At 67.7% G+C, this 14112-nt stretch carries 12 protein-coding genes; 6 read left to right on the top strand and 6 right to left on the bottom strand.

The genetic code is table 11. The features are described 5' to 3' along the window. Nucleotides 1-134: 134 nt before the first annotated feature. Both hemP and ABR323_RS01950 read right to left on the bottom strand, forming a co-directional pair. The gene (hemP, locus tag ABR323_RS01945; RefSeq protein ID WP_005412278.1) at nt 135-329 is read right to left on the bottom strand and encodes a hemin uptake protein HemP; all 195 of its coding nucleotides are present in this window, start codon (nt 327-329) and stop codon (nt 135-137) included. A gap of 202 nt (nt 330-531) precedes the next feature. Then, nucleotides 532-1503: an aldo/keto reductase gene (locus ABR323_RS01950; RefSeq protein ID WP_439447994.1), complete on the bottom strand. Its 972-nt coding sequence runs from the start codon at nt 1501-1503 to the stop codon at nt 532-534. A gap of 194 nt (nt 1504-1697) precedes the next feature. Between ABR323_RS01950 and ABR323_RS01955 the strand changes: the two genes are divergently transcribed. Next, nucleotides 1698-2996 (top strand): NupC/NupG family nucleoside CNT transporter, encoded by a 1299-nt coding sequence (locus tag ABR323_RS01955; RefSeq protein WP_439447995.1) that lies wholly within the window; start codon nt 1698-1700, stop codon nt 2994-2996. 25 nt (nt 2997-3021) lie between these two features. Next, the gene (locus tag ABR323_RS01960; RefSeq protein ID WP_135272349.1) at nt 3022-3987 is read left to right on the top strand and encodes a ribokinase; all 966 of its coding nucleotides are present in this window, start codon (nt 3022-3024) and stop codon (nt 3985-3987) included. Between the two features lie 135 nt (nt 3988-4122). On the opposite strand, the gene ABR323_RS01965 is transcribed toward ABR323_RS01960, so the two are convergent. Beyond that, nucleotides 4123-5343 (bottom strand): MFS transporter, encoded by a 1221-nt coding sequence (locus tag ABR323_RS01965; RefSeq protein ID WP_439447996.1) that lies wholly within the window; start codon nt 5341-5343, stop codon nt 4123-4125. Between the two features lie 92 nt (nt 5344-5435). Between ABR323_RS01965 and ABR323_RS01970 the strand changes: the two genes are divergently transcribed. From ABR323_RS01970 to ABR323_RS01985, 4 genes are all read left to right on the top strand, one after another. Further along, nucleotides 5436-6353: a LysR family transcriptional regulator gene (locus ABR323_RS01970; protein ID WP_439447997.1), complete on the top strand. Its 918-nt coding sequence runs from the start codon at nt 5436-5438 to the stop codon at nt 6351-6353. A 109-nt stretch (nt 6354-6462) separates the two neighbouring features. Then, complete coding sequence (locus ABR323_RS01975; protein WP_439447998.1) at nt 6463-6894, top strand: hypothetical protein; 432 nt, start codon at nt 6463-6465, stop codon at nt 6892-6894. A 147-nt stretch (nt 6895-7041) separates the two neighbouring features. Then, nucleotides 7042-8037, top strand: a complete 996-nt coding sequence (gene dusB, locus ABR323_RS01980) for a tRNA dihydrouridine synthase DusB (RefSeq protein ID WP_439447999.1) — start codon at nt 7042-7044, stop codon at nt 8035-8037. Nucleotides 8038-8172: 135 nt separating this feature from the next. After that, nucleotides 8173-9000, top strand: a complete 828-nt coding sequence (locus tag ABR323_RS01985) for a class I SAM-dependent methyltransferase (RefSeq protein ID WP_439448000.1) — start codon at nt 8173-8175, stop codon at nt 8998-9000. Nucleotides 9001-10253: 1253 nt separating this feature from the next. Here ABR323_RS01985 and ABR323_RS01990 read toward each other — a convergent pair. From ABR323_RS01990 to ABR323_RS02000, 3 genes are all read right to left on the bottom strand, one after another. Beyond that, nucleotides 10254-11300: a metal-dependent hydrolase gene (locus ABR323_RS01990; protein WP_439448001.1), complete on the bottom strand. Its 1047-nt coding sequence runs from the start codon at nt 11298-11300 to the stop codon at nt 10254-10256. A gap of 124 nt (nt 11301-11424) precedes the next feature. Then, a complete protein-coding gene (locus ABR323_RS01995; RefSeq protein WP_439448002.1) occupies nt 11425-12225 on the bottom strand; it encodes a UDP-2,3-diacylglucosamine diphosphatase in 801 nt (266 codons plus the stop codon). Continuing rightward, nucleotides 12222-13937: a lysophospholipid acyltransferase family protein gene (locus ABR323_RS02000; RefSeq protein ID WP_439448003.1), complete on the bottom strand. Its 1716-nt coding sequence runs from the start codon at nt 13935-13937 to the stop codon at nt 12222-12224. Before ABR323_RS02000 ends, ABR323_RS01995 begins: the two co-directional genes overlap by 4 nt. Between the last annotated feature and the right edge of the window lie 175 nt (nt 13938-14112).

Below are 14112 nucleotides of genomic sequence, written 5' to 3' on the forward strand. Positions count from 1 at the left end.
AGGGGAACCCCCGGTTACCGGCACACCCAAAGGGTGCACGCGGTAGACCGAGGGGGAGAGAGCGGGAGCGGACGGGTCGCCCACCCTGTCGGCGCTGCCGGCAGGAGGGAGGGAGGCGGGCGACCAGACCGCGATTACTTGGTCAGGATCAGCTTGTCGTTGCTGGTGTGCCGCAGGCGATAGAAGCGGTCGCCGTGCTGGATCAGGATTTCACGACGGCCCTTGAGCAGGGCTTCGCTGTCGATGACCTCTTCCGGCGGAACGACGCGGACCGGACGATCGCGGAGGGTCAGCGTTTCGGGGCGCAGCAGTACAGGTTGAGCATTCATGAGCATCTGGACTCGTGCGAGGGACGAGTTAAATGATAATGATTCTCAGTTGACAATCAACAACCATTCTCAATTTCATTGATGAGATTAATGATCGAATTCGTAAATTCGATAGATTGCATCAATCAAACAGAGGCGCCGTCGCCAGGAGGCGCCCGCGCTGCGCGCGGAGTCGAGCATGGCTCGACTCCACAAAGGGCTGTCAGGCGAAGACGGCCTCGACCTGGGCCCAGCCGGCTGCGTCGACCTGCTCCAGCACGTCCAGTGCCTGCAGGTTCTGCAGCAGCTGGCTGACCCGGCTGGCGCCGAGGATCACGCTGGAAACATTCGGGTTGCGCAGGCACCAGGCGATGGCCAGCGTGGCCGGGGCCTGGCCCAGCGCGCTTGCCACTTCACTGAAGCGGCGCACCTGGCCCAGGCGGGCTTCGGCGTCAGCACCCAGCACCAGGTTCTGCAGCCATTCCATGCCCTCTCGACCCAGCCGCGCGTCGGCCGGGATGCCCTGGTCGTACTTGCCGGTGAGCAGGCCCGACGCCAGCGGCGAGAAGATGGTGGTGCCCAGGCCGGCGCCGGTATACAGGGGCGCGTATTCGACCTCGACCCGCTCGCGGTGCAGCAGGTTGTACTGCGGCTGCTCCATCGACGGGCCCTGCAGGTTGTGCGCCTCGGCGATGTCCAGCGCCTGCTGGATCTGCGCCGCCGACCACTCCGAGGTGCCCCAGTAGAGGATCTTGCCCTGGCGGACCAGGGTATCCATGGCGTGCACGGTCTCGGCGATCGGTGCGTCCGGATCCGGGCGATGGCAGTAATAAAGGTCGAGGTAGTCCACCCGAAGGCGCTTGAGCGCGGCGTGGCAGGCATCGGTCACATGCTTGCGTGACAGCCCGCGCTGGGTCGGCAACGGGTCTTTGGCGCTGCCGAAGAACACCTTGCTGGACACACAGAAACCGTCGCGTGGCAGGCGCAGGTCGGTGATCACGTCGCCCATCACCTGTTCGGCACGGCCGTTGGCATAGCCCTCGGCGTTGTCGAAGAAGTTGACGCCATGATCCCAGGCGGCGGCCACCAGGTTGCGGGCCTCATCACGCGGGATCTGGTCGCCGAAGGTCACCCAGGCGCCGAAGGACAAGGCGGAAATCGGCAGGCCGGTGGAGCCCAGGCGGCGGTATTGCATGCGAATCTCCTGCTGCGGGCCCGCATCCGGGCCGGGATCGAGGCGCCATTCTACCCGCCCCTGCCGACCGCAACCCCTTGCCGTTGCTGGCCTGATCGGTACCGATGGCCGCGCGCACGCTGCTTTTCCTTGCCCCGGCCCCTGCCCTGCACTAGGCTTCCCGTTTTTCGCGACGCCCCAGGGGAGTCACTCACATGGTCGAAGGTTTGGGCAGGATCGGCTTCGGCCTGTTCGGGTTGGCGGTGCTGATCGGCATCACCTGGTTGTTTTCCAACAACAAGCGCGCGGTTGACTGGAAGCTGGTTGCCACCGGTATCACCCTGCAGATCGCCTTCGCGGCGCTGGTGATCCTGGTTCCCGGCGGACGCGACGTGTTCGACGCGCTGGGCAAGGGCTTCGTCAAGATTCTCAGCTTCGTCAACGAGGGCTCGGGCTTCATCTTCGGCTCGTTGATGGACACCAAGAACTACGGCTTCATCTTCGCCTTCCAGGTGTTGCCGACCATCATCTTCTTCTCGGCGCTGATGGGGGTGATGTACCACCTCAACGTCATGCAGGGCATCGTGCGCGTGATGGCGTGGTCGATCACCAAGGTGATGCGCGTGTCGGGTGCGGAAACCACCAGCGTCTGCGCCAGCGTGTTCATCGGCCAGACCGAGGCGCCGCTGACCGTGCGCCCGTACATCGCAAAGATGACCCAGTCCGAGCTGCTGACCATGATGATCGGCGGCATGGCGCACATCGCCGGCGGCGTGCTGGCTGCGTATGTGGGCATGCTTGGCGGTGGCGACCCGGTGCAGCAGGCGTTCTACGCCAAGCACCTGCTGGCGGCAAGCATCATGGCGGCCCCGGCCACCCTGGTGGTTGCCAAGCTGCTGATCCCGGAAACCGGCACCCCGCTCACCCGTGGCACGGTGAAGATGGAAGTCGAAAAGACCTCCAGCAACATCATCGACGCGGCCGCTGCCGGCGCCGGTGACGGCCTGAAGCTGGCGCTGAACATCGGCGCGATGCTGCTGGCCTTCATCGCCCTGATCGCGCTGTTGAATGCCCCGCTGACCTGGTTGGGCGACGTGACCGGCCTGGCTGCCGTGCTGGGCAAGCCGACCGACCTGTCGACCATCTTCGGCTACGTGCTGGCCCCGATCGCCTGGGTGATCGGCACCCCGTGGGCCGATGCCACCACCGTCGGTTCGCTGATCGGCCAGAAGGTCGTGATCAACGAATTCGTGGCCTACACCGAACTGTCGCGTATCGTGAACGGCCAGGTACCAGGCATGAACCTGTCCGACGAAGGTCGTCTGATCGCCACCTACGCGCTGTGCGGCTTCGCCAACTTCAGCTCGATCGCGATCCAGATCGGCGGCATTGGTGGCCTGGCCCCGGAACGCCGCCACGACCTGGCCAAGTTCGGCCTGCGCGCCGTGCTGGGCGGTACCATTGCTACCTTCATGACGGCGACCATCGCCGGCGTGCTGACGCACTTCAGTTGAACCCTTGGTTGAGAAAAGATTCCCTATGAGCAGCAGTGTCGTTGTCGTCGGTTCCTTCAATGTCGATCACGTGTGGCGGTGCGAGTCGCTGCCGGCACCGGGTGCGACCATTGCCGGCCGCTACAGCACCGGCCCCGGGGGCAAGGGCTTCAACCAGGCCGTTGCCGCCTGCCGCGCCGGTGCCGACACCCGCTTCGTGTGCGCGCTGGGCGATGACGCCGGTGGCGCCACCGCGCGTGAGCTGGCTGCGCAGGATGGCTTCGGGCTGATCGCCGAAGCCAGCAGCGAGCCGACCGGCACCGCCGGCATCTACGTCGATGCCCGTGGCCGCAACACCATCGTGATCGGCCCGGGTGCCAACGCCGCGCTGAGCACCGACTTCCTGCAACAGCAGCAGGCGCTGCTGACCGGTGCCAAGGTGGTGCTGGTGCAGCTGGAATCGCCGGTGCAGACCATCGAAGCGGCACTGGCCACGGCCCGCGAGGCCGGTGTCACCACCGTGCTCAATACCGCACCGGCCGATGCCCCCTCGACCATCGGCCTGCTCAAGCTGGCCGATGTGATCACCCCGAACGAGACCGAGTTCGCCGCCCTGCTCGGCCGCCATGTGGGCGAGCGCGTGGATGCCAACGACGTCGCCGCGCTGGATGGCGCCAGCCTGCACGCGCTGTGCCGCAAGCTGGTCGGCAACGGCACCGTGGTGGTGACCCTGGGTTCGGTGGGCGTGTTCGTGTCGCATGCCGACGAGAACCTGCGCGGCGATACCCAGCCGTACTACCGCGTGGGTGCCGAACAGGTGCAGGCGATCGACACCACCGGTGCCGGTGATGCCTTCAACGGCGCGCTGGCCGCGTCGCTGGCGCAGGTGACCGACGCCCCGTTCGCCCGCCACGTGCGCTTCGCCAACCAGTTCGCCGGTCGTTCGACCGAGAAGGAAGGCGCCGCTGCGGCGATGCCGCGCTTCACCCCGGCCGACGCTGAAGCAAAGTAATTCCACGCCTCGCGCGGATGAAGTAGATCCACGCCATGCGTGGATGAAGAAGCCCGGGTGTGCAGACACCCGGGCTTTTTTTGCCTTCCATCCACGCGTGGGCGTGGATCTACTGCAAGCATCACGGCGGCGCATTCAATGTGGTAGATCCACGCCATGCGTGGATGTACGAGACCGGGCAAGCCGCCGCAGCAGCAGGCCCGCGACGATTGCCAGCAGCGCCACGGCAGCGGCCACCACACCCAGTGAAGCCAAGCCGAAGCGTTCGATGGCTCCACCTCCCAGCAGCGCGCCCAGGCCGATTCCGGCGTTGGCCGCAGACACATTCAAGGTTCCCGCCAGCGCCTGCGCCTGTGGCGCCGCACGCATCACCCGTACCTGGCACAAGGGGAACAACGCGGTATGCGCCACGCCCCATAGGGCCAGTGCGATGAGCACGAACGTGCCGTGGCCGGCCAGCCCGACACTGGCCAGCATGCCCAGCGCCAGCACAGCGCAGAACACCAGGGTCGCGGCCAGCGGCGCACGATCGACCCAGCGCCCACCCAGTGCATTGCCGAGCAGCCCCACCGTGCCGAAGCCCATCAGCCACCAGCCCACCTCTGCCGCCGGTACCTGCATCAGCCGCTCCAGCACATCGGCCAGGTAGGTGTAAGCAGCAAACATCGCGGTGAACACCAGCACCGACAGCAGCACATGGCCCAGCAACTGCGGCTGGCGCAGTACACGTGCCTGTTCGCCCAGAGCGCGCCGCGGTCCGGCCATGGTGTCCGGCATCCACAGCGCCAGCGCGCCCGCCATCAACAGCGACAGGGCCGCCAACAGCCAGAAGCTGCCGCGCCAACCGAGGGCGTCGGCGGCCAACGTACCCAGTGGGATACCGAACAGCATTGCGGCGGTGATACCCAGGTAGACCCGCGCGACCGCACGACCTCCCTGCCCTGCCGGGGCCAGCTGCGCAGCGGTCTCACTGGCGGTGCCCCAGAACACCGGCAGGGCCAGTGCCGGCAGCACCCGCGCCAGCGCCAGCAGCCACGGCTGCGTGGCCATCGCGGCCAGCGCATTGGAAGCCGCGAACAACAGCAGGATGACCACGAACAGGCGGCGCCGGCCGACGTGTGACAGCAGCGCGGTCAATGGTGGCCCGGCCAGCATCACGGTGAACGCGAACAAGGTGACCAGCTGCCCGGCTCGGGCGATGCCCAGGCCAAGGTCGCGCGCCAGCGCGGGCAACAGGCCGACGATCAGGAACTCGGTGGTGACGATGACGAAGGCGGACACCGCCAGCAGGACGACCGAAAGACGTGCGCGAGCGTTTGCGTGGACAGCGGCCACGGCCGAATCGAGGGAGGACATGAGCGGGCATCAGAACAGGGGTCGCCAGCCTATTTCCTCCCCAAATTCCGATTACTGCTATGTTTTCCACCGATTCCGGACAGAAATTCCCCATGCTTCCCACCGAGCGCCTGCGCGGCATCGAGGCCTTCGTCGCTACCGCCGATGCCGGCAGCTTCACTGCTGCCGCCGAACGCCTGCACCTGACCAGTTCGGCGGTGGGCAAGACCATCGCACGGCTGGAGGCGCGGCTGGGAGCGCGGTTGTTCGAACTCAGCACGCGTCGCCTTCGCCTGACCGAGGCCGGTGAGGGCTTCTACCGCACCTGCGTGCGGGTGTTGGGCGAACTGGCCGATGCCGAGTCCGTGCTGGTCTCGCACGCAGACGCGCCCGTGGGCCGCCTGCGGGTGGATGCGCCGGCCACCTTCGGGCGCCTCAAAGTCTGGCCGTTGCTGCTGCAGCTGGCCGCCGAATTTCCACAGCTGCACCCGCAGGTGACCTTCAGCGACCGCTTCAGTGACCTCACCGAGGACAGCGTCGACCTCGCCGTGCGCATCGGCGGTCCCGAGCCGCTGCCCACCACGCTGGGCAACCGCCTGCTCGGTTACGAATGCCTGCGCTTCTGTGCCTCCCCGGCCTACCTGCTTCGGCATGGCCAGCCCAGCTCGGCCGCCGAGCTGGCTGGGCATGACGGCGTGCTGTTCGGACGCGCGGACGGCAGCATCGGGCCGTGGCAGGTGGCCGATGGCGGGCAGCGCAGTACACCGCTGCAGGCCCGCGCGCGCCTGGTGGTCGGCAGCGCCGAGGCCCAGGTGGCGGCGGTCGAGGCCGGCTTCGGCATCGCGCAACTGGCCACCTGGCTGGTCGATGACGCACTGGCGCGCGGCAGCCTGGTCTCGATCCTGCCGTCGCTGGACTGCCGCGGCCTGCCGCTGCGCCTGTTGTGGCCGCAGGGCCGGCAGCGGCTGCCACGCGTGGACGTGGCCCTGGATCGTCTCGGCGCCGGGTTGCAGATCGATCCGCCGCGCTGAGCGCAGCGCCATCACCGGCAGTCGCATCGAACGGCTGCGACTGCCGGTCGCATTGTCCGCATCGCGCCCCTCGCCCACCATCCGCGCAGCGTCTCAGCGTGGGCAGGACATGGACGGATTCCCCTGGTTGCTGGTTGCCGCCGCCGGCAGTGCCATCGCGGCCCTGTTGCATATCGGCTGCATCGCCTTCGGCGCCCCTTGGTACAAGTACTTCGGCGCTGGCCCGCGCATGGTCCGGCTGGCGCAGGCCGGGCACTGGTGGCCGCCGCTGATGACCGCCGGCATCACCGCCCTGCTGGTGGCCTGGGCGCTGTACGCACTGGCAGCCGCCGGCTGGCACTCGCCGCTGCCGGCCAGTCGTCTGGTCCTGTCGGGCATCGCCCTGCTGTTGCTGCTGCGCGCGGCAATGGGCTTCGGCCTGGCGCGGCTCCGGCCCGGCTACAACGGCCGGCGCTTCTGGGTGGTCAGCTCACTGGTCTGCCTCAGCCTGGGCCTGGCCTTCGCGCTGGGTGCCCGCCAGGCCTGGCAGAGCCTGGGATAGCCGCCTACCATCGCCCGCCCTTGGGGACGGTGGAAGCAACCGTCAAGCATCTGCTGATGCCGGTACGGCATGAGGTCGGTGCCGATCGGCCTGAACCGGGGCCGGCCTGACGCGGCCGTGCCGCCGCTCGCGTCCTACAATGGGCGCATGCAGATCGGCCCGTACACCATTGCCCCCAACGTCGTGCTGGCACCCATGGCCGGCGTCACCGACAAGCCCTTCCGCCTGCTGTGCAAACGGCTGGGCGCGGGTCTGGCTGCCTCGGAAATGACCATCAGTGATCCGCGCTTCTGGAACACGCGCAAGTCGATCCACCGCATGGACCATGACGGTGAGCCCGCGCCGATCAGCGTGCAGATCGCCGGCACCGAGCCGCAGCAGCTGGCCGAGGCCGCACGCTACAACGTCGACCACGGCGCGCAGATCATCGACATCAACATGGGCTGCCCGGCCAAGAAGGTGTGCAATGCCTGGGCCGGTTCGGCACTGATGCGCGACGAGCAGCTGGTGGCGCGCATCCTGGAGGCCGTGGTCAACGCGGTGGACGTGCCGGTCACCCTGAAGATCCGCACCGGTTGGGACTGCGACCATCGCAACGGCCCGCTGATCGCACGCATTGCCGAACAGAGTGGCATCGCGGCGCTGGCCGTGCATGGCCGCACCCGCGACCAGCACTACACCGGCCAGGCGGAGTACGCCACCATCGCCGAGATCAAGGCCGCGCTGCGTATTCCGGTGATCGCCAACGGTGATATCGATTCGCCGCAGAAGGCCGCCTACGTCCTGAAGGAAACCGGCGTGGACGCGGTGATGATCGGTCGCTCCGCGCAGGGCCGGCCGTGGATCTTCCGCGAAGTGGCGCACTACCTGGCCACGGGCGAGGAACTGCCACCGCCTTCGCTGGCCGAAGTGCGCGACATCCTGCTCGGCCACCTGCATGCGCTGCACGCGTTCTATGGCGAGCCGCAGGGCGTGCGCATCGCGCGCAAGCACCTGGGCTGGTATGCCAAGGACCGGCCGGAGAATGCCGCGTTCCGGGCGGTGGTCAACCGCGCCGAGGATCCGGCCAGCCAGATCGCGCTGACCACCGAGTACTTCGACCGCCTGATCGCCGGGGAACCGGCGCTGCCGTCGGCCGCCTGATCGTACCGCCCGCAATCTTACCGACCACTTCGTTCCGTAGATTCGAGCGTGCTCGATTCCTCAAACCGTAGAGTCGAGCTTGCTCGACTGAATTTCCAGAGCAGTCGAGCACGTTCGACGCTACAAGAGCCCACCATGACACCGCCGATCTCTTCCCCAACCTACCTGCACGGGTTTTCCGGCACCGAGCAGCAACGCTTGATGACCCAGGCGCGCCTGCTGGAATCGAGCATCTTCGGCCAGATCGACTACAGCGGCGCGCGGCGCCTGCTGGAAGTCGGCAGCGGCGTCGGTGCACAGACCGAGATCCTGCTGCGCCGCTTCCCCGAGCTGCACGTAACCGGCGTGGACCTGAGCGAAACACAGCTGGCCACCGCGCGCGAGAACCTGGCGCGCACACCGTGGTGCAGCGACCGCTACACCCTGCAGCAGGCGGACGCCGGTGAACTGCCGTTCGAGGCGCGCAGCTTCGATTCGGCGTTCCTGTGCTGGGTGCTGGAACATGTGCCGTCTCCGGCGCGCGTGCTCAGCGAAGTGCGCCGGGTACTGGCGCCGGGTTCGCCGGTGTACATCACCGAAGTGATGAATGCCTCGTTCCTGCTCGACCCGTATTCGCCGCACATCTGGCGCTACTGGATGGCCTTCAACGATTTCCAGTACGACCACGGTGGCGACCCGTTCGTTGGTGCCAAGCTGGGCAACCTGCTGCTGGCCGGCGGCTTCCGCGACGTACACACCGAGATCAAGACCATCCACCTGGACAACCGCGAACCGGCACGCCGAAAGACGATGATCGCGTTCTGGGAACAGCTGCTGCTGTCGGCCGCCGACCCGCTGTTGCAGGCCGGCTCGGTGGACGAGGAAACCGTGGAAGGCATGCGCCGTGAGTTCCGCCTGGTGCAGAACGACCCGAACGCGGTGTTCTTCTACTCGTTCGTGCAGGGCCGCGCCACGGTGTATTGAGCCGACGCGGCACTGCCAGTAGAGCCACGCCATGCGTGGCTGCCACCGCCGATGCTCCCGCTATCCACGCATGGCGTGGATCTACTCGGCGGCACCGGCTCGCGCCACGGTGTACTGAGCCGACGCGGCACTGTCAGTAGAGCCACGCCATGCGTGGCTGCCAGCGCCGATGTTCCCGCTATCCACGCATGGCGTAGATCTCCTCGGCGGCATGGGCTCGCGCCACGGTGTACTGAGCCGACACGGCACTGCTAGTAGAGCCACGCCATGCGTGGCTGCCAGCGCCGATGTTCCCGCTATCCACGCATGGCGTGGATCTCCTCGGCGGCATGGGCTCGCGCCACGGTGTACTGAGCCGACACGGCACTGCTAGTAGAGCCACGCCATGCGTGGCTGCCGGCGCCGATGTTCCCGCTATCCACGCATGGCGTGGATCTACTCGGCGGCACCGGCTCGCGCCACGGTGTACTGAGCCGACGCGGCACTGCCAGTAGAGCCACGCCATGCGTGGCTGCCAGCGCCGATGTTCCCGCAATCCACGCATGGCGTGGAACTACTCAACGGCACCGGCTCGCGCCACGGTGTATTGAGCCGACGCGGCACTGCAAGTAGAGCCACGCCATGCGTGGCTGCCAGCGCCGATGTTCCCGCTATCCACGCATGGCGTGGATCTACTGATGCGACGCTGCGGTGCCGATGTTCCCGCCATCCACGCATGGCGCGGATCTCCTCGGCGGCATGGGCTCGCGCCACGGTGTACTGAGCCGACACGGCACTGCTAGTAGAGCCACGCCATGCGTGGCTGCCAGCGCCGATGTTCCCGCTATCCACGCACGGCGTGGATCTACTCGGCGGCACCGGCTCGCGCCACGGTGTATTGAGCCGACGCGGCACTGCAAGTAGAGCCACGCCATGCGTGGCTGCCAACGCCGATGTTCCCGCTATCCACGCATGGCGTGGATCTACTCGGCGGCACTGGCTCGCGCCACGGTGTACTGAGCCGACGCGGCACTGCAAGTAGAGCCACGCCATGCGTGGCTGCCAGCGCCGATGTTCCCGCAATCCACGCATGGCGTGGAACTACTCGACGGCACCGGCTCGCGCCACGGTGTACTGAGCCGACGCGGCACTGCCAGTAGAGCCACGCCATGCGTGGCTGCCAGCGCCGATGTTCCCGCAATCCACGCATGGCGTGGATCTACTGATGCGACGCTGCGGTGCCGATGTTCCCGCCATCCACGCACGGCGCGGATCTACTCAACGGCGCCGGCTATGGGCGCGTGCCAGATCCGCTGCCACATCGCCGCCAGCCGGCGCCCGGCATCAGCACGCGCGGCGGGACTGCTGTAATCCGCCCGCACCTGTTCGGGCGTAATCGGTCGCCACTGCCCATCGACCTGCTCGGCCACGGCGAAGTTGAAGGTGTAGTCTGGCTCCAGGCCCATGCGCAGGTCGCTCAGCACCAGCCGGCCGTCCACCACCTGTGCACGCATGAAGCCACGGTTGAACCACGTCAACTGCTGCACCGCCGGGATGCCCCCTGCTTCGCGCAAGGCCTGCACGTTGGACGCGTGGCCTTCGAACTGCATCGGCCCGTGGTCGGCCACCAGTGAGCGATCCCCCACCACGTAGCCGTTCGGCGTCATCGCCACCACGCGCCACAGCAGGGTGTTGAACGGCATCGGCACCGAGAAGCGCGGCGCATCGCCCAGGCCCATCGCCGCCAGGCTCTGCTGGGCAGCACGGTCGACCTGCGCCTTTGCGATCAAGCCCCAGCCCAGGTAACCGCTGCTGACCAGCAACGCCACACCCAGCACCTTGCCTGCCCAGGGCCGAGCGCGGCCGAACCAGGCCAGCACACAGCCCAGCAGCAGCCACACCGTGTAGCCGAGATCGATGATGAAGACGCTGGAGCCCATGGTCGGGTGTGGCCGCAACGGCCACCACAGCTGGGTGCCGTAGACGGTGAACGCATCCAGCAGCGGATGGGTAACCAGCGCCAGCTGGATCGCCCAGAACCAGCGCACCGGTGACTGCGCGACGCGGCCGTTGCCGAAGCGCTTGAACAACCACCAGATCAGTGCAGCCACCCACGGCAGCACCAGCAGCGAATGGCTGAAGCTGCGGTGCTCGATCATGTTCGCCACCGGGTCGGCAGCGGTGAAGCCGAGCCATAGCGCATCGAGGTCCGGCAGGGTGCCGAGCGCCGCACCAGCGAGCAGAGCCGCGCGGCGATGGCCGGGCGGAGCGATGGCAGCGGCGACGGCGCCGCCGAGCACGATCTGGGTCAGGGAATCCATCGGCCGATGCTAGCGCGATGACCACACGTTTGTGGGGTTCTTCGTAGAGCCGAGCCCATGCTCGGCTGCTCTTCGTTGCGTGTAACAGCAAGCCGAGCGTGGGCTCGGCTCTACAAAAGGCAGGCTACGCCGCCTGCGACATCCGCGCGCCGGGCAGCTCCACCAGGGTCTGCCCGTTGTGGTCGAGCAGGCGCAGCGCGCCGTCGTGATCCTCAGCCAGTGCGGTCAGGCTCTCCACCCAGTCGCCATCATTGGCGTAGACCAGGCCATCGCGTTCAATCAACGCGGCGCGGTGGATGTGGCCGCAGACGATGCCATCCAGTCCGCGACGGCGGACATCGTCCAGCCCGGCCTGCACGAAGCGCTCGATGTAGCGTTCGGCGGCACCGCTGCGCTTCTTCAGGAATTCAGACAACGACCAGTAGCGCATTCCCAGCAGGCGCCGCACCGCGTTCAGCGCCTGGTTGCCGGTCAGGATGCGGTAGTACAGCCAGTCGCCGAATTTCTCCTGCAGGCCACCGAAGTGGGTCACGCCGTCGTACTCGTCGCCGTGTGCGACCAGCAGCCTGCGGCCATCGGCGGTCACGTGGATGGCACGGCGGCGCACCTGCATCGCCGGCAGCATCAGCCCGCACACCTGCCGCAGCGAGGCGTCATGGTTGCCGGGAATGTAGATGATCTCGGTGCCTGCACGGCGCAGCGCATGCAGGGCCTGGATGACTTCGCTGTGCGACTGCCGCCAGTTGGCGCGGCGGTGGGCCATCCACCACAGGTCGATGATGTCACCGACCAGGTACAGCCGTTCGCAGCGCAACTGTGAGAGGAACCGGGCCAGCTCGGCGGCGTGGCAGTGGCGTGAGCCCAGGTGTACATCGGAGACGAACACTGCGCGCCGGTGCGGCGACAGGTTCGCCAGCGCGCTCATGCCGGCGTCCCCGCGTCGCGCAGGTAGCGTTTGCGCTTGTTCGGACGGATCGCACACAGGTCCACTTCGATCAGGCCATCGATCGAATCGCTGAAATCCGGGTCGACACCGAAGGCAAGGAAGCGGGCGCCACCGGGTTCGCAGAGATCGGTGTACTGGCGGTACAGCGTCGGTACCCCGGTGCCGAGTGCGGCCAGGTTGGCCTTGAGCACATCGAACGCGGCGCCTGCATCCAGCTCGCCGAAACTCGGCGGCGCGGCGAAGTACTGGAACGGCCGGTTCGATTCGGCCAGACCCGCACTACCGCTGTAGTAGCGCTGGTAGTACGCCACCAGCTGCTCGCGTGCATCACGTGGCAGTGCCGCGCTGATCGATACCGCGCCGAACAGGTAGCGGATGCCCGGCCGGCACTGCAGGTAGGCACCGATGCCCTGCCACAGGTAATCCAGGCTGCGGCTGCCCCAATAGTCGGGCACCACGAAGCTGCGGCCCAGTTCCAGGCCCTCGGCGATATGGGTGATGGCATCGTCGGAATAGCGGAACAGCGACGCGCTGTAGAGCCCGGACAGTCCGTGCCGGGCCAGCGCATGGGCGCCGCGCATGATCCGGTACGCGCCGGCGATGCGCTGCGCGGCAGCGTCCCAGATCACGATGTGCTCGTACTGCGGGTCGTAATCGTCCAGGTCACGGCTGCGCCCGGTGCCCTCGCCCACCTGGCGGAAGGTCAGTTCGCGCAGGCGGCCCAGTTCCAACAGCAGCGGCGAATCGGCGCTACAGGTCGCCAGCAGGATCTGCTTGCCATCGGCGGTCTGGCCCAACTGCGTGGCCACCGCGATACCCGCGGCCACCTGTGAGGGCGGCACCGGCGCGGCCAGCGGCTCGGGACCGTGAAGGGCAGCGGCATTGCCGGCCACGCCATTGCGGCCCAGTGCGTACAGCGCGCGGCGCACCGCCAGCAGCTGTGCCCCCGGGTCGCCGCCCTTGCCCAGCTGCATCGGCTCACCGATGCTCAGCCGCAGCGGGCGCCCGCGGCGGGTGAACATCTCGCGCGCCAGCAGCGCGGTGCCGGCCGGCTTGAACAGGGTCGAGGCGCCGTAGAACAGCGCCGAGTTGCGCGCTTCCACCCGCACCGGCAGCACCGGCGCGCCGGCGGCACGGGCGAAGCGGACGAACCCGCGCTGCCAGCGGCCATCGCGGATACCGCGCAGCGACAGGCGCGAGACCTCACCCGCCGGGAACACAATCACGCACTGCTCGGCGTTCAACGCCTCCTCGACGGCGTGCAGGCTGCCACGCTGGGCCTTGCCACCCAGGATGCGCACCGGCAGCAGCAGGTCCTGCAGTGGCGCGATCGCCCCCAACAGATCATTGGCCACGATCCGCACGTCACGACGGATGCGGCCGACCGCGTCCAGCAATGCGAGGGCATCCAGCGCCCCGGAGGGGTGGTTGGCGACGATCAGCAGGCGGCCCGTGGCCGGGATCTTCGCCAGCGCGGCCGGATCCACCTGGTACTGGCCATCGATGAATTCCAGGCCGGCGGCGACGAAGCCGAATCCGCGCAATCCCGCGCTGCGCTTCAGGAACGCTTCGATCTGGTCCAACCGTGACCAGCGGCCGACGCTGCGCAGCAGCGGCCGCGCCAGTTGGCCTCGGCGACCGTGGAACCAATCGGGGAAGCGTTGCTGGAGACGCTGTTCGAGTTCCTGCATGGCGAGTTCGCTCGTGCCCGGCGGCCGGATTGGCCGACAGCCTGCGCCGGGCAGGCGGCAACCAGATGGCGGTTTCGGGGCAGAACGATGACGGCCCTCCCCCAGGAGCGTGAGCGCGGGCTGCGCGGCCGGGGCCGGGCGGGACCCGCACCGTTGTCACGCTGGTGGAACACTG

The sequence above is a fragment of the Stenotrophomonas sp. ATs4 genome (assembly GCF_051861585.1).
Lineage (GTDB): Bacteria > Pseudomonadota > Gammaproteobacteria > Xanthomonadales > Xanthomonadaceae > Stenotrophomonas > Stenotrophomonas maltophilia_AS.